The following is a 16,122-nucleotide window of genomic DNA, read 5'->3' as shown; positions in this document are numbered from 1 at the left end:
GTACAAGTCATCTTTGGTTCGGTTTCAGATGTTGGGAATATACCACGAACTTTTTAGTATCTTGTGCAAAATGAACTTCACCAACCAACCCCTTTTCGTATTCGCCGTACTTTGTCTAATGGTTTGGCTATCGGTCAGGGCGGCCAAGACCTCTTGGGGCAAACCATTGGGAGGAGCCCTTTTGGTTATATTGTTTACCGCAGTTTGTGCCAACCTCCAAATAATTCCTTCCGCATCCAACAGTATACCTTTATATGATGCAGTATTTACCTACTTGGCCCCGATTTCCATTTTCTACCTTCTTCTAGGAGCAAATATTAGGGCCATTAAAAAAGCAGGTGTACCCATGTTGCTATTGTTTTTATTCGGTTCTTTGGCAACGGTGGCAGGTATTCTTCTTGCCTGGGTCATTGTTGGTCCCCAAGGCGTGTTGGGCCCGGAAGCCAAAGTTTTGGCGGGGATGCTAACGGGTACCTACACGGGAGGGAGTGTCAATTTTAATGCGGTGGCCCTTATATATGGTTTTCAGGAAAATGGGTTGTTATATGCGGGTACCATTGCCGTGGACAATGTGATAACGGCACTATGGATCATGGCGACCATTGCCCTTCCGCACGTGCTAAGAAGGTTTATAGCGGATCGGCGCATACTGGAAAAGGAACCCTTGAAGGAGCAGCAGGGTACCACGGAACCACTGACATTAGAAGAGTTAAGCCTTATCGTTTTTTTGGGTGTGGGGGCCTATCTACTCTCGGATGTTTTACACACATTAATACCTAGGATACCCAGTATTCTCATCATTTCAACCTTGGGGATTGTAATGGCCCAATTTCCTTTCGTCGAAAAAATAAAAGGAGCCCAAACCCTTGGTCTATATACCGTATATCTATTTCTAGCCGTTATAGGTGCTTATTGTGAAATTGATGCCGTGGTTCAACTTAAGGAAGTAGGATTAATCCTTTTCTCCTTTACCGTGTTGGCCGTTTTCTTACATGGTGTCATTATTGTGCTTCTTGGTGGTCTTTTTTTAAGGGATTGGGATATGGTGGCCATAGCAAGTCAGGCAAATGTTGGAGGTGGAGCTTCTGCGATTGCCTTAGCGGAGACCTTTGGGCGCCAAGAACTTGTGCTTCCGGCAATATTGGTTGGGACTTTGGGAAATGCCTTGGGAACCTATTTGGGTTTTTTGGTCACAGCAATACTGTAGCAACTTATTTTCCCGCTTCAGCGTAGGTTTTCCAATCCTTTTCCTTATAAATATCCTCACCAAAGTATCGGGCGATATTTAGGAAAGGTTCCGGTTTTTGATAGCCGGGCACCGGTGAGAGCATATTGAATTTTTCATCAAGGAATATGGTGGTAGGATAGCTTAATCTTCCCTGCATCAGGGCTGCTGCGAGCTCATGGTAGCCTTTTCTGCCCGATGGCACAAACTTATAGGTTTTTCCCTTGAATTCTATAGGCTCCGCACCTTCGCCGTCAAGCTTGACCATGTAGAAGTTTTCCGTCATGTAGGCGGCCACTTCCGGGTTTTGGAATGTATCCTTATCCATTTTTTTGCACCATCCGCACCAATCGGTGTAGACATCGACAAATACTTTTTTTGGATTTTTATCCGTAGCTGCCAATGCTGCGGCTTCGTTCCAAGAAAGCCATTTCACCTCTTGGGCCTGCGACCCAGCAGAAATCAGTAAAAACGCGACTAAAAATAGATTTTTGATATGTAAGGAAACGCTAGAGTTCATACTTGTTATGGAGTTAGTCCAACAATTATACCAAAGCTAACGTTTTTTTTGGGTCTTTATTTCACTTTCTCAGGTTGCTTTACCGCAAATAAGTCCTTTACATCTACCTGATTCTTAATTAAATCGTCAAAGGTCTCACGTTCCCGTATCAAAATCGCCTGACCTTTGTGCCATAAAACTTCCGGCGGTCTAAACCTGGAATTGTAATTGCTGGCCATGGTAAAGCAATAGGCTCCCGCATTCTTGAAACACAGAATATCCCCTTCTGATATCTCATTGATTCTTCTGTTGCTAGCAAAAGTGTCCGTTTCGCAGATGTAGCCCACCACCGAATAATAGCGCTCCCTTCCCTCCGGATTGGAAATGTTTTCAATGGAATGGGTAGCCCCATAGAGCATGGGCCTGATCAAGTGATTGAAGCCCGTATCCACACTGGCAAAAACGGTAGAGGTAGTTTGTTTTACAACGTTCACTTTGGCCAAAAAGAATCCGGCTTCACTTACGAGGAATTTTCCGGGCTCGAAGGCCAGGGTAAGGTCTTTGCCATATTCTTTGCAGAATTCATTGAATCTTGAACCCAACTTTTTTCCCAGTTCCTCAACGTTCGTCTCAATATCGCCTTCTTTATAGGGAACCTTGAATCCACTTCCAAAATCGATAAAATCCAAATTTTTAAAGTTTTTGGCGGTTTCAAAAAGGATTTCCGAAGCGTAGAGGAATACATCGATGTCCAAAATATCGCTTCCGGTATGCATGTGTATTCCGTTGATATTCATTTTAGTAAGCTCCACAATTCGCAATAAATGCGGTATTTGATGTATGCTTATACCGAATTTGGAATCGATATGGCCTACGGATATTTTCGAGTTTCCTCCAGCCATTACATGCGGATTTATCCGGATACAAACCGGAATGTCCGGATGCTTGCTACCAAACTGTTCCAAGATGGAAAGGTTGTCAATGTTGATCCGAACGCCCAATTTGGCCGCCTCCTCAATTTCTTCCAAAGAGACGCCGTTGGGGGTGAAAATGATGGACTCTGGTTTAAAACCTGCCAATAGACCCAGTTGTACTTCCTGAATGGATACGGTATCCAGGCCACTTCCCAAACTGTTCATCAATTTTAAAATGGTGATATTGGATAGAGCCTTGGCAGCGTAATTCAACTTCAATTTCTTTACGGTACCAAAGGCTTTGGTAAGCCTATTGAACTGGGAGGTTATTTTTTCGGAGTCATAAACGTAGACGGGGTCTCCGTACGTTTTGGCGATTTTCAGTAAATCCGCATTGTTCATAGCGATATATTTTTGACAAAGCTAGTAGTAACAAAGGATTCCCACAAATATTTAGCCTGTAAAATAGAATAATACAACAAAATGTGTCAAATGTAACAGTAAAATCCATCTTTTGCTTGTATGCTATATACAAGCTTTGTAATTTAGAAAGAAATTCAGTTTTTCATAAAGTATCAATGGGTTAATAAACTGCATTGATAATCACATCATTTATATTTTAATGAAACTACCTCTTTTTCCTTTAAAATCCGTTTTCTTTCCCGGCGAAACTGTGCCCTTGCATATTTTTGAGCCCAGGTACAAACAGCTGATCCAGGATTGTAGGGAAGAGGCCATTACCTTTGGAATACCGGTTTTCCATAACAATCGATTGGAGTACGGGACGGAGGTGCAACTGGTAGAAGTGGTCAACACTTATGAAGGAGGGGAGATGGATGTTGTATGTGTGGCCAGACAAGTATTTAAGGTCGTTCTATTTGAGCCGCAAATGGGGGAGAAGCTATACCCTGGCGGACTTGTGGAATTATTGGAGTATGATTATATCTGTCCGGCCAGTTATAAGGCAGAGGTGGTGAAAAAGATTCGGGAACTTTATGCGATTATGGAACTTCCAAACACACCGATTGACCTGGCCAAGTACAATAGTTTTGTGTTGGCACATAAAATAGGGCTTTCCTATGAACAAGAATACCAGTTATTAAAAATATCCAAGGAACAGGAGCGACTGGAATTTATTTATAACCATCTGGTGACAACGATCAATGTGCTATCCCAAGTGGAAAGAACCCGGAAAATTATTGAATTGAACGGCCATTTTAAGAATTTTGACCCCTTGGATTTCAAAAATATTGAAAGTTAATGTGGACAAGTTTGAACGAATTGGCAGGACCTTATTCATTTAATCAAGTTTAATTTTCAATAATTACCCTGTCTTTCCTATTTTTGCCCAACAAATAAAACTACCCTAATATGAACCTTCACGAATATCAAGGAAAAGAGATATTATCAAGTTTTGGCGTTCGCATACAAAGAGGAATCGTAGCGCATAGTGCCAAGGAAGCGGTTGACGCGGCCAAACAATTGACAGCGGAAACGGGAACCGGATGGCATGTGATCAAAGCGCAGGTTCACGCCGGTGGTCGCGGAAAAGGTGGTGGCGTTAAATTGGCCAAAAATTTGAAGGAGGTCGAGGAGCTTGCAGGACAAATTATAGGTATGAACCTGGTCACTCCTCAAACTTCCGCCGAGGGTAAAAAAGTACATCAGGTTTTGGTGGCCGAGGATGTTTACTATCCCGGTGATAGTGAAACCAGTGAATTTTATATGTCGGTCTTATTAAACAGGAGTACAGGCAGAAATATGATCATGTATTCTACCGAAGGCGGTATGGATATAGAAGAAGTGGCCGAAAAGACACCGCATTTGATTTTTACCGAGGAGATCGACCCAGCAACGGGACTTCTTGGTTTCCAAGCGAGAAAAATAGCCTTCAATTTGGGCCTATCAGGAACCGCATTTAAGGAAATGACCAAATTTGTTTCGGCCTTGTACAAGGCCTATGTACAGAGCGATTCCAGTATGTTCGAAATCAACCCTGTTTTGAAAACATCCGATGATAAGATTATGGCGGTGGATGCTAAGGTTTCCATTGATGACAACGCGCTTTATCGCAGAAAGCAATATGCCGAAATGAGGGATTTGCGGGAAGAAAATCCAATCGAGGTCGAAGCAAGGGCAGTAGGTCTAAACTACGTGGATTTGGATGGAAACGTGGGATGTATGGTAAATGGTGCCGGTTTGGCAATGGCTACCATGGATTTGATCAAAATGGCCGGAGGTGAGCCTGCAAACTTCTTGGATGTTGGCGGTACCGCCGATGCCAAAAGGGTGGAAGAAGCTTTTAGGATTATTCTAAAGGATCCCAACGTAAAGGCAATCCTTATCAATATTTTTGGAGGAATCGTGCGTTGTGACAGGGTCGCCCAAGGTGTAGTAGATGCCTATAAGAATATGGGCGATAGTATCAAGGTTCCCATTATCGTGCGTTTGCAAGGAACCAATGCGGAGTTGGCCAAGGAGATTATTGACAATTCTGGATTAGCGGTCCATTCCGCGGTACAGTTCAAGGAAGCTGCCGATAAAGTGGAGGAAGTATTGAAATAAGTATTCCTAAAGAATATTTTTTATAGAAAGGCAATGTTACCGTAACATTGCCTTTTTTTTATTGTTAACGCGAATTTGCCGCAAATTTTGCACAACATTTATTGAAAGGTTGACAATAATCGAAACCTTTTTTAACTCCCTTAAGGGAATCCCATGCATGTGGAAATGCCTATTTTAAATTTAGGTTCATCGCCGGCTTACTCATTTGAAGGTTTGGTTAAGACTTGTCAGTAACCGTCACAGCAAACCTTTTCAATGTAACTTTGACTTGCTATTAGAAGCGATGATTTTGATTAAAAAAATGTTAAAACGATGTTCTGTTGTAACATTCTCATTTTTGAGGCGTCTTTTTAGTAAATCATCATCAATCAATTATTAATCAACTTTCAGAAATGGAAGTCAAAAAACAACAAGTCATGAGAAAATTAAGTTTAGTTTTTGTAGCAGCTTTGCTATTAGCAACAGGAAATGTTTTGGCCAACGATGCAACAGGTGTTGAACCTGAAAAGAGTCTTTCCAATCAAATTACCAAAATGTTGGAAAACAATTCCTTTACTGAAATGGAGTCCGACCTTACTGCACAAGTACGGTTCACCTTGAACAGTGCAGGGGAAATCGTTGTGTTATCCGTGGATACGGAATCCGTAAATTTGGAGCGATTTGTGAAGGGAAGGTTGAACTACCAAAAAGTGGACGTTTCGAATGTGGAGGAAGGTAAGCTTTATACCGTGCCTGTGAGGATTGCCTCTTAACAATTTAGAAATCAAACAAAAAATCCTGATGCCGGCATCAGGATTTTTTTTTGTTCTTGTATTTTCCATGACTTAAGTTGGTATCCACGTTTTTCAATTGTTGTTTTTTAAAACTTTTGGTTTTGTCGAAATTCTTGGTGGGTTCCTTGCCCAAGAGAACTTCACCTGGATTTTTAGGATTTTCCCGGGTCCCTCTCAGGTATATGACAAGTCCGTTCAGGAAATTACGAAGTATTTGATCACCACATTCCATATAGTTTGGGTGGTCCTCCTTTCTAAAAAAAGCACCCAATTCACTTTTTGAAATCTTAAAGTCGACCAGGGTCAGGATTTCCACAATTTCGTCATCCCGAAGCTTTAGGGCAACCCTCAATTTTTTAAATATATCGTTGTTTGTCATAAACTTTAAATTTCATGCAAGTTATCATTATTATTGGTTCCTGATCGCTGTACATGGACATAAAAGAATCCGTTGAACGGGAAACCCGATCATATTTGTTAAATAACTGTTTTTCATAGATTAAACTATACTATTCTTTCAATTTTGTTGTTATCTCCATAGAAATAAATGTATAAAGGAATTGCAGTGAACACCTTAAAGGAAAAATTGAGTATTCTCTCTGAAATGATCGCTTTTGCCAGGGTTGATAATACCTTAAAGCAATCGGAATATGATTTTCTTTTTAATGTGGCACAGAGCCTTGAAGTGAGTAAAAGGGAGTTCGATGGGCTTTTTCAAAGAGAAGTGGAGCACATAATTCCAAAATCCCAAGCGGAACGGTTGGTCCAATTCAATCGGTTGATTCTATTGATGAACATCGATGATGAAAATAACCTCAAGGAGATTGAGCGCTTACATGATATTGGCCTACGTATGGGGCTGCCGCCATCGGCCATTGAGCAGGTGTTGTCCATTATGCACGAGTACCCCAACAAAATAGTTCCGCCAGAGATAATCATCAATATTTTCAAGGCACATTATAATTAGGACCATACATGAAATCCATCCCTCAGTTGGGTAAGGTCCCGTTGGTTTTTTATCATTTTTTCCATATCCTTTTTTAGATTATCCGTTTCCAATACTATGGCATTGCTTTGTTGTGAATTAACCGTTCTTTGGCGTAATGAAGAGAGCATGTTCAATAGTTTGCCGGTGACCATGATATCGTGGGCGCAATAGGGCCTGTAGGTTGCCAAGACATTGTACAGCACTTCAGGAAAGCTATTTCGTATGAATCGCACCTGATTTGTTCCATCCTCCTTGCTTAAGTATTCAAAATCCCTGGTCTGCATGAGAAAGGTGAACAATTCCGTAAGGTAGTCAATACTATTAAGGGCAGTCCCAGGGTCATTGATTCCCGGGGACATGGCCTTTATGCCGATTTCGGAAATTTGCCGAAAACCATAAATATAATTATCACCTGTAAGTTCTTCCTTAGAGATGATCAAGCACTTGAAAATCTTTGCTTTAATTTCTTCCGAAATAGATTTGTTCGTTAAAATTCCTACTTGATTACTTAGGATAAACTGGCCTTTTCGGATTATAAAAGCGATTTTTAGTTCGTTCTCAAGACAGATATCCAACAAATCATCCTTAAGTACGCCCTGAAAATAGCCCGATTTGTCCAGTTTTAAAGCCGACCAATTGTGCATCTCTGGAAAATCGATATCGTTTTTTACTTCGGTCTCCAAAACTTCCAATAGACTTTTCTTGGTTCTAGAGTGGATGGCGTAAAGAATCGTTCCAACCTGTATGGATTGGGATATGTTGTGAATGAAATAGATAAAGGAAGCCAAACATAGAACCGTTAGAATAATGGCAATCAGTACCGAAAATCCCGGGGTTTGGTAGGAGGGGTCGGTCGGTTCAATAGAGACCAGAATGAAAATATTGTATAGAATCACGGCCAGATAAAGCCCCAATACAATTTGGTGTTTCTCATCGGAAATTATACCAGGTAGCACCCTAGGGGAAAAGTTGCTGGAGGCTTGGTTCAGTAATATCATAACCATGGAAAAACTGAATACCATCAAGGAAATCAACCCGCCGATCAACGTGCTTAAAAGCGTTCTTGCGGTTTCCGTATTATCAATGACGAGACCTGGGGCCATGTCCATAAGGAATTTGGAAATGCCCCTCTGTTCCAGATAAATAAACAGAAAGGCGACCAATATTCCGGTAACCGAAATAATTGTGGGATAGAAAGCGATCTTACTTCGTACCCTGTAAAATATATTCTTGATTCGGTTCATTGATTTATGTTGCTATAAATCTAGTCAGAGGGCTGACAATTCCTTACTTAAAAAGCATTTTAAACGAACTCAAAAAATAAAATAATGTCATATTGACATCATTGCTTTGAGTAATTAGGACATATTGACATAAAATTTTCAGTGGTATAGGATTTGTCTTATGCTAGGCGTAACAAAGTTTAATCTAAAAAAATATAAAAGTTATGAACCTAATTAAAAGAAATGACGTGTTGTTTCCTTCATTGATGAACGAGATTTTCAAACCTGATTGGTTTGGTGGAATGGAAAATTTCAACAGTACCGTTCCAGCAGTGAACATTAAAGAAAATGAAACCGGGTTTGAATTGGAAATGTCGGTTCCCGGAAGGAAGAAAGAGGATTTTAACATTGAGATTGATGACAATCTTTTAACGATTTCCTCCGAAGTAAAAACAGAGAACGAGACGAAGGAAGGTAATTACACGAGGAGGGAATTTGGATACGCTTCTTTCAAGAGGTCCTTCACACTTCCTGAATCCGTTGATGCGGATAAAATCGATGCTTCCTATGAGAATGGAATATTGCGATTTGCCTTGCCGAAAAAAGAAGAGGCGTTGCCAAAGCCTAAGAGAATGATAGAATTATCATAAAAGAATTGTGCAATCCTTCAATGGATTTCATGATGTTTGGTTGAGTTGGTTAGTTGAAAAGTGTCCTGAGAGATCAGGGCACTTTTTTATTGGTGCCGTCAATAGAATCAATACCGCAGGGCTTACCTCAAATCTGTCATTTGGTTTTCTATGGTTGCCTAGTGGGCGTTCCCTTAGGTATTTATTTACTCCAGTTTTTCCGTGAGAATGGCCAAGCAGCTCATGATACCTTCCCTGTAATTTCCCAAACGTAAATTCTCGTTGGGCCCGTGGATGGCATTGTCAGGATTCGGAATGCGAATGGATACTGCGGGTATTTCCAAGGTTTTTATAAATGGGGCCATGGGTTGTGAGCCGCCGGTGGTACGCATATTTACGATATTGTTACCAAACACTCTGCTCATAGCACTATTTAGAAAAAGGCCAATTGCGCTATCCATATCCGTCCGAAACGGTTGCGACCCCAATCGATACTTGAAAGATGCCAGTTTAGGGTAGGTTGCCCGTTCCTCAATCGATGGTAAGGAATCCACGAGGTGATACCCAAAATTTTCAATATGTTTCTTTAGAAGCATTACCTGTCGTTCTCCCGGAGTCTCTGGAACCAAGCGCATATCGATTTCGATGATTACTTCGGATGGAATTATGGTCCGAACTTCTTTTTCAACCCATGCCGACTTCATACCCCTGATATTCAAAGACGGATATTGCAATGCTTCCTGATAGGTGGGCGCTACTTCATCTGGGGCGGCAATACCTAGGTTTACCAAGGTGCTGTCTAGATTTTCCGGTATGGCGGCCAAACTTCTCTTGTCGCTTTCCGTGAGCTGAACACCTTCGTAAAACCCCGGTATGGTTACCTTGCCCTTTTCGTCCTTCATACTGGCAATGAGTCGGGATGCCTCAAAAACCGGATTTGGCGCAAAGTTTCCATACTGTCCGCTATGCAATCCGTATTTTGGGCCAAAAATCCTTAGGGTCGCCGTGGCGATGCCCCTTGCTCCATACGTTAGTGTTGGCAAGTTGGATAGATGCCTTGTGCCATCCATTATGAACAGCATTTCCGCATCCAAAAGTTCCCTGTTTTGAGCGACCGCTTTGGGTAGGTGGGGCGAGCCCAGTTCTTCCTGAAAATCCATGATGACCTTGATATTGAATTCGGGTTTTATTTTCTTTAAATCCAGGATTTGCAAAGCGGTCAAAAAGGACATTGCGGGACCTTTGGAATCTGAGGATGAGCGGGCAAAAATGCGCCAATCAAAATCAACATCCTCCCTTAATTTTTCAAAGTCGATGATTTCCCATTTTCCATGCTGTTTTTCTTTCAGAACCGGTTTAAATGGATTGGGCTGAAACCATTTTGTAGTGTCCACCGGTTGCCCATCGATTTGTAAATAGAACAAAACCGATTTCCCTTTTTTTCGAACTATTTTTTCAGCGAATAGGAGCGGGGCACCTGCTGTTTCTATCACCTGGGTCCTGAAGTTCAACGCAGAAAAAGCACTGTCGCACCAAGTCAAATTTGCAGCTATCTGTTCGGGAAAATTACCATCGTTTGGAAGTGTTAAAAATTGTCGTAAATTGAAAACCGATTCAACGAAGATTTCATCGGTCATGGCTTCAATTTTTTCGGCCGAAACTTTTTGGGACCAACTTTTTTGATATACCATAAAGCAGGTCAGAATCGCTAGGAAAAACCACTTTTTCATATTAATTATTGGGGAATACTTCGTTTTAGATTTGTCTAAAAATAATTATAAAAAATTGTAAATCAAATTTTTAATCGATTCTATATAATTGGTTACTTTATAAGTATCGAAAACACGGAATTTTTAGTGCAATCCTAGGTTTCCTGTTCCTGAAGCGCCTTTATTTCGTCCCTTAGTTTGGCCGCCTGCATAAAATCCAGCTCCTTTGCCGCCTTCTCCATGGCCTTTCTCTTTTCCCTGATAAGCTTATCCAATTGATCTTTGGTAAGGTATTCCAAATCGGGTTCCGCCGCTCTCAATTCCTCTTTTTGGTAATGATAGGTGGAGACCGAATTTTTGGATAGTACGCTGTCCAAATTTTTGTTCAAGGCCTTTGGCGTAATGTTGTTTTCGGTATTATACTGTATCTGTTTTTCCCTTCTGTAATTTGTTTCGTCAATGGTCTTTTGCATGCTTTCCGTAATCTTATCGGCATACATTATGGCCTTACCATTTAGGTTTCTGGCCGCACGACCAACGGTCTGTGTCAAAGATCTATTGTTTCGTAAAAACCCTTCCTTGTCCGCATCCAAAATTGCGACCAAGGAAACCTCAGGTAGGTCCAATCCTTCCCTCAAAAGATTGACGCCTATCAGCACATCAAAAATCCCCTTTCTAAGGTCCTGCATGATCTCCACACGTTCCAGGGTATCGACGTCGCTATGGATGTACCTGCATCGAACACTTATGCGATCCAAATACTTGGCAAGTTCTTCCGCCATCCTCTTGGTAAGTGTGGTAACCAAAATCCGTTCGTCCCGTTCAACACGTTGATGGATTTCCTCCACTAAGTCATCTATCTGATTCAGGCTTGGGCGGACTTCAATGATAGGGTCCAACAACCCGGTAGGGCGAATCACCTGCTCCACATAGATACCCTGGCTCAATTGCAATTCGTAATCCGCAGGCGTGGCACTTACATAAATGACCTGATTTTGTAGTGCCTCGAACTCCTCAAACTTTAAGGGTCTATTGTCCATTGCAGCGGGCAATCTAAAGCCATAATCCACCAAATTCACCTTTCTGGAACGGTCGCCACCGTACATGGCATGGACCTGCGGTACGGTTACGTGGCTTTCATCGATGACCATAAGGTAGTCCTTTGGGAAATAATCCAACAAACAGAAAGGCCTTGTTCCCGGTTCCCTACCATCAAGATATCTGGAGTAATTCTCTATACCCGAGCAATAACCCAATTCCCGGATCATTTCCAAGTCAAAGTTGGTCCGCTCCTCCAGTCTTTTGGCTTCAAGAGGTTTTCCTATTTCCTTGAAATAATCGATTTGTTTTACCAAATCGTCCTGAATGTTGTGTATGGCATTTTGCAAAACATCCTGTGAGGTCACGAACATGTTGGCCGGATAGATATTCAGGCTATCATACACTTCCAAAATTGTGTTGTTGAATGGGTCAAAAGCTTCTATTTCCTCAATTTCATCCCCAAAAAAATGAATTCTGAAGGCGTGGTCCGCATAACTTGGAAAGACATCGACTACATCTCCCTTTACCCTAAAATTTCCATTTCTAAAATCCGCCGTAGTCCTTGAATAAAGACTTTGTACCAACTGATGTAAAAACTTGGTTCTGGAAATGACCTGATCTTTTTGGATGGAAATCACGTTCTTTTGAAATTCGATGGGATTTCCAATACCATACAGGCAGGATACGGAGGCTACCACCAGCACGTCCCTTCTTCCAGACAATAAGGAGGAAGTGGCACTGAGTCTTAGTTTTTCGATATCCTCATTAATGGAAAGGTCCTTTTCGATATACACTCCACTTGTGGGAATGTAGGCTTCCGGTTGATAATAGTCGTAATACGAGACAAAATATTCAATGGCATTTTTTGGAAAAAACTGTTTGAACTCGGAATAAAGCTGTGCCGCCAAGGTCTTGTTATGGGCCAAGACCAAAGTAGGCCTTTGTACTTCTTCGATAACATTTGCAATGGTAAACGTCTTACCTGATCCGGTTACTCCCAGCAGGGTCTGATACTTTTCACCCTCCTTGATACCGTTTGAAAGTTGTTTTATCGCATTGGGCTGATCTCCTGTAGGACTAAATTCCGATACTACGTTAAATTTCATACTTTAAAAGTACGAAAGACTATAACTATAGTTAACTTGGTTAATAGAATTCTTGCCAAAAAAGGAATGATATTATGTTGAATTTAAGGTTCAACCTACCGTTTGAGGGTAAAATGTCCTTTTACCTCTTTCTTTGTAAATGAAATTGCCCTGAACCAATAATCAGATGCCGGCATTTCGCGCCCATTAAAAATACCGTTCCAACCTGTGGAGGTTGGGTCTATTTGCGCCAAAAAATTTCCGTAACGATCAAAAATATGAATGACCTCATAGGGTATTTCATTGGAATCCTCTGGTTTTCTGTACTGCCAAAAATCATTGTAACCATCGCCATTCGGGGTAAAGAATACGGGAAAATCCTGTGGGGAAAGTTCTTTTTCAATCGCTCTTTCCACAACTCCACATCCATATCGGTCTCTTACATATACGGTTCTTTCCCCCGGTTCCACATTTCTAAAGATCGGACTATCTTGAAAATTCGAATTTGGACCATCCAGAGAAAATTCAAAACTTCCGCTACTCTCCGTTCTGATGTCCAATGTTAAACCTGAATTTTGCCGCGTTATCAAGACATCCGAAATTATCGGTGTTTCTGAATAAACCACCTCAAAATTTTTGGAAACAGGACACTCAATGGCGCCACCGAACTGGTTAAGGATATTGTAAAGCTCCAGTCTATATTGTCCCACTCTTTCATATCTAAGTTGTGAATCTTCCGAGAGAATAGTTTCGGATCCATCAGAATCGATAAAAATCCATCGGTATCCCCTAGCAATATCCTTGGAGTCAATGATGCCAAACCCTTGATCTTCGCAAAGTCCAATTTGGTCCGGTATGGTAATCGTAGGGAAATCGGAATCCTGGCAACTTACGGTAGGTATTCCTGTTGTAAAGCGCTCCTCAATACATCCTGTTGCCTCTCCATTTTCATTTAAAGGAACTATCAACACGAAATATTCTTGGTCCAATTCCAACGGTTCCCCAAAACCATACACCAGTCTATTTCCCGTTAGTTGACTGTCAACAATATCATAGTTCCCTGAAGAGGTACCTACGGAAAGTCTATAGTCCGTTGCCCCGGTAGCATAATTCCATCTGAGGTTGCTATTTACCAGAACATCTGTTTCATTATTAAGCGGATTAATCAATTCCGTACAATCCGGGGCTGTCGTAACCGTTTCCGTTGTAAATATTCTTAAGGGACAGACTTTAATTGGAGCATCCGGGAGAAATAGGCTGATGGTTACATAAACCACCGTATTGGAAGGCAAACCTACTTCAGGTTGATAAAAGTTATTAAGGCCGGAGGATCTTCTGTTTATGATTTCGCCCCCTCCGGGAGTGGTTCCTAAAGATACCAAATACCCTATGATACCATCGACGGCCGTCCATTGGATTAGATTGTCAACAGGAACGTCAGTATCACCATCCAATGGGGAAATTAGGGTAGGGCATTCTTGGGAATAGATTCTGAAGTTGAAACAAAAAGCTATTAGGAGAAGTATTGGCATGGCCAATACCCTACATATTGATGCGCCCTTTTTCATTTTCATAGCTTTAAACAATACAATATACTACAAAATGAAATTTTAGGCTAAGTATGGATGTTAAATACAATATAACATCGATAACACGTAATTTTAAAGGTCACGCTTTTTAAGTAAAGCATAGGAAAGATAAATGAATATGGCAGTCCAAGCAATTACGATCAAGAATTCATACCAATGCAAGTGATAATTTAGTTTTATGGATTCACCCACTTGGTCCGCAACCGTTTGAACAGCTTCCAAACGTGTAAAAGGTTCTTTGATTAGGTTGAACATCGATTGCAAAGGAAAAAAACCCATTATTGCATCCGTCGTATCCCCATCAAATAATTTCCAGCGGATTAAACCTCTCGTTATTCCTTCGAAAATTTGCCATAAAATGAGAAACCCTAGGGCAAAAGCAGAACGTTTTACCAAAATCCCAAGGAAAAGACAGAAGGAGAAAAAACCCATCAACTTAAAAAAGAAGGCTGCCAGAAATTTCAAATCGGAAAATATGATGGACAACTCGTCATAATCTGAATATATAAGACCTAATATTAAGGAGACCAAGAAAACAAACACAGTAGAGATGACGGAAAAGGATACTACTGTCAGGAACTTGGAAAGAATAAATTCTTTTTTGGATAGTCCGTCTATAAGATTTTGCTTTATGGTCTTATTGCTGTACTCATTGGACATCATGGATACGATAACTATGGCCAAAAACAATTTAAAAAAGGCGGTAACGAAGGTGTTGAAGTGCCAAATATAGGGGAAGTTAAATATTCCGATTTCTGCCAAGTGAAACTTAACAGGCCCAATATCGAACTTAATCGCTGCAACAAGTGCGATGGAGGTAAGGATAAAAAAATAGGAGATGATCAACACCTTGCTGGCCCTATTATTCCATAGTTTTATGAATTCTATTTCTAATAAACGTATCATGGTCTTCGGTTAATTTGATTGATTTTTTGTAAGTGTTAGGAACTGTTCCTCAAGGCTTTCCTTTCTTTTCACCAAATGGGATAGAACTATACCCTCTTTAAAAAGCGATTCGTTCAGGGATTTGGCGTCCATTTCTTCCGTTGGGAATGCGGTAATCAATCCATTCTCTTGCTTTACATTCCCAAATTTTTCGTTGGTTTTAAGGGATTGGGCCAATTTTTCCATGTCATTGGCCTTCAGTTCAAAGAAACCGTGACTGGCCATCATTCCATCGACCGGGCCGGAATATAATTTTTCACCTTTTCTCAAGATGATTACATGGCTGCATACTTTTTCAACCTCGTCCAACAAATGGGAAGCCAGTAAAATGGTGGTGCCATGTGCCGCTATTTTTTTGATGATTTCCCTGATTTGATGGATTCCCTGTGGATCCAAGCCATTGGTTGGTTCGTCCAAGATAAGGATTTCAGGGTCGTTAAGAAGGGCCGATGCAATGGCCAAGCGCTGTTTCATACCCAGGGAATAGGTACTGAACTTGCTGTGTTTTCTATCCAAAAGGCCCACCAACTCCAATTTCTCATCGATTTTTTCGGTGCCAACTTCCTTGATCTTACATACTAGTTTCAAGTTTTGTACGGCCGTCATATAAGGGTAGAAATTGGGACGCTCAATGATGGCACCCACTTTTTTTAAGGACTGGTGTGTAGAGGTATTTCCATCGAACCAATAAAAGTTCCCACTGGTTTTATTCACCACGTTCAGGACGATGCCCAAAGTGGTCGATTTTCCACTTCCGTTGGGCCCCAGAATACCGTATACATTGCCCTTTTCAATGGAAAATGACAAATTCTTTACGGCGGTTAAATACCCAAATTTTTTGGTAAGATTGTTAACGGTAAGAATAGTGCTCAAAGCAAGTAGTTTTTTGATTGATTGTACTTACTTGACGAGCGGTTTGAGTAATTGTTACAAAAAA

Annotated in this window: 15 protein-coding genes; 6 read left to right on the top strand and 9 right to left on the bottom strand. The window is 41.1% G+C overall.

Annotated elements, in window-relative coordinates:
* Positions 1–70 precede the first annotated feature (70 nt).
* The gene (locus F0361_RS00665) at positions 71–1,207 is read left to right on the top strand and encodes a DUF819 family protein (protein ID WP_154916794.1); all 1,137 of its coding nucleotides are present in this window, start codon (positions 71–73) and stop codon (positions 1,205–1,207) included.
* Positions 1,208–1,211: 4 nt separating this feature from the next.
* Here the strand turns inward: F0361_RS00665 and F0361_RS00660 are convergent, their stop codons facing one another.
* Both F0361_RS00660 and lysA read right to left on the bottom strand, forming a co-directional pair.
* A complete protein-coding gene (locus tag F0361_RS00660) occupies positions 1,212–1,745 on the bottom strand; it encodes a thioredoxin family protein (RefSeq protein ID WP_154916793.1) in 534 nt (177 codons plus the stop codon).
* A 56-nt stretch (positions 1,746–1,801) separates the two neighbouring features.
* Entirely contained in the window at positions 1,802–3,040 is a 1,239-nt protein-coding gene (lysA, locus tag F0361_RS00655; protein WP_138257563.1) for a diaminopimelate decarboxylase, read from the bottom strand.
* 220 nt (positions 3,041–3,260) lie between these two features.
* On the opposite strand from lysA, the gene F0361_RS00650 reads away from it, so the two are divergent.
* The 3 genes from F0361_RS00650 to F0361_RS00640 all read left to right on the top strand — a co-directional run bounded on the left by F0361_RS00650 (position 3,261) and on the right by F0361_RS00640 (position 5,955).
* Complete coding sequence (locus tag F0361_RS00650) at positions 3,261–3,899, top strand: LON peptidase substrate-binding domain-containing protein (RefSeq protein ID WP_154916792.1); 639 nt, start codon at positions 3,261–3,263, stop codon at positions 3,897–3,899.
* 110 nt (positions 3,900–4,009) lie between these two features.
* The gene (sucC, locus tag F0361_RS00645) at positions 4,010–5,203 is read left to right on the top strand and encodes an ADP-forming succinate--CoA ligase subunit beta (RefSeq protein ID WP_138257565.1); all 1,194 of its coding nucleotides are present in this window, start codon (positions 4,010–4,012) and stop codon (positions 5,201–5,203) included.
* A 416-nt stretch (positions 5,204–5,619) separates the two neighbouring features.
* Entirely contained in the window at positions 5,620–5,955 is a 336-nt protein-coding gene (locus F0361_RS00640) for a hypothetical protein (protein WP_138257566.1), read from the top strand.
* Positions 5,956–5,992: 37 nt separating this feature from the next.
* Here F0361_RS00640 and F0361_RS00635 read toward each other — a convergent pair whose 3' ends face one another.
* Positions 5,993–6,355: a DUF1456 family protein gene (locus F0361_RS00635; RefSeq protein ID WP_138257567.1), complete on the bottom strand. Its 363-nt coding sequence runs from the start codon at positions 6,353–6,355 to the stop codon at positions 5,993–5,995.
* 168 nt (positions 6,356–6,523) lie between these two features.
* Between F0361_RS00635 and F0361_RS00630 the strand changes: the two genes are divergently transcribed.
* On the top strand, positions 6,524–6,943 hold the full coding sequence (locus tag F0361_RS00630; RefSeq protein ID WP_246160783.1) for a TerB family tellurite resistance protein: 420 nt from the start codon (positions 6,524–6,526) through the stop codon (positions 6,941–6,943).
* Here the strand turns inward: F0361_RS00630 and F0361_RS00625 are convergent.
* The gene (locus tag F0361_RS00625) at positions 6,940–8,208 is read right to left on the bottom strand and encodes a DUF2254 domain-containing protein (RefSeq protein WP_154916791.1); all 1,269 of its coding nucleotides are present in this window, start codon (positions 8,206–8,208) and stop codon (positions 6,940–6,942) included. The two genes, F0361_RS00630 and F0361_RS00625, sit on opposite strands and share 4 nt — an antisense overlap.
* 203 nt (positions 8,209–8,411) lie before the next feature.
* On the opposite strand from F0361_RS00625, the gene F0361_RS00620 reads away from it, so the two are divergent.
* Positions 8,412–8,837, top strand: a complete 426-nt coding sequence (locus tag F0361_RS00620) for an Hsp20/alpha crystallin family protein (RefSeq protein WP_138257569.1) — start codon at positions 8,412–8,414, stop codon at positions 8,835–8,837.
* Positions 8,838–9,022: 185 nt separating this feature from the next.
* Here F0361_RS00620 and F0361_RS00615 read toward each other — a convergent pair whose 3' ends face one another.
* The 5 genes from F0361_RS00615 to F0361_RS00595 form a co-directional block, all read right to left on the bottom strand.
* Positions 9,023–10,546, bottom strand: a complete 1,524-nt coding sequence (locus F0361_RS00615) for a M20/M25/M40 family metallo-hydrolase (RefSeq protein WP_154916790.1) — start codon at positions 10,544–10,546, stop codon at positions 9,023–9,025.
* Between the two features lie 134 nt (positions 10,547–10,680).
* Complete coding sequence (gene uvrB / locus F0361_RS00610; RefSeq protein WP_154916789.1) at positions 10,681–12,672, bottom strand: excinuclease ABC subunit UvrB; 1,992 nt, start codon at positions 12,670–12,672, stop codon at positions 10,681–10,683.
* A 95-nt stretch (positions 12,673–12,767) separates the two neighbouring features.
* Positions 12,768–14,219, bottom strand: coding sequence for a T9SS type B sorting domain-containing protein (locus F0361_RS00605; protein WP_161598179.1), 1,452 nt, complete (start codon positions 14,217–14,219; stop codon positions 12,768–12,770).
* A gap of 93 nt (positions 14,220–14,312) precedes the next feature.
* Entirely contained in the window at positions 14,313–15,146 is an 834-nt protein-coding gene (locus F0361_RS00600; protein WP_154916787.1) for an ABC transporter permease, read from the bottom strand.
* Between the two features lie 9 nt (positions 15,147–15,155).
* Positions 15,156–16,058, bottom strand: coding sequence for an ABC transporter ATP-binding protein (locus F0361_RS00595; RefSeq protein ID WP_154916786.1), 903 nt, complete (start codon positions 16,056–16,058; stop codon positions 15,156–15,158).
* Between the last annotated feature and the right edge of the window lie 64 nt (positions 16,059–16,122).

Origin of the sequence: Maribacter flavus, from assembly GCF_008386635.1 — a bacterium.
Taxonomy (GTDB): Bacteria; Bacteroidota; Bacteroidia; order Flavobacteriales; family Flavobacteriaceae; genus Maribacter; species Maribacter flavus.
This window is presented reverse-complemented; position numbering and strand designations above follow the sequence as displayed.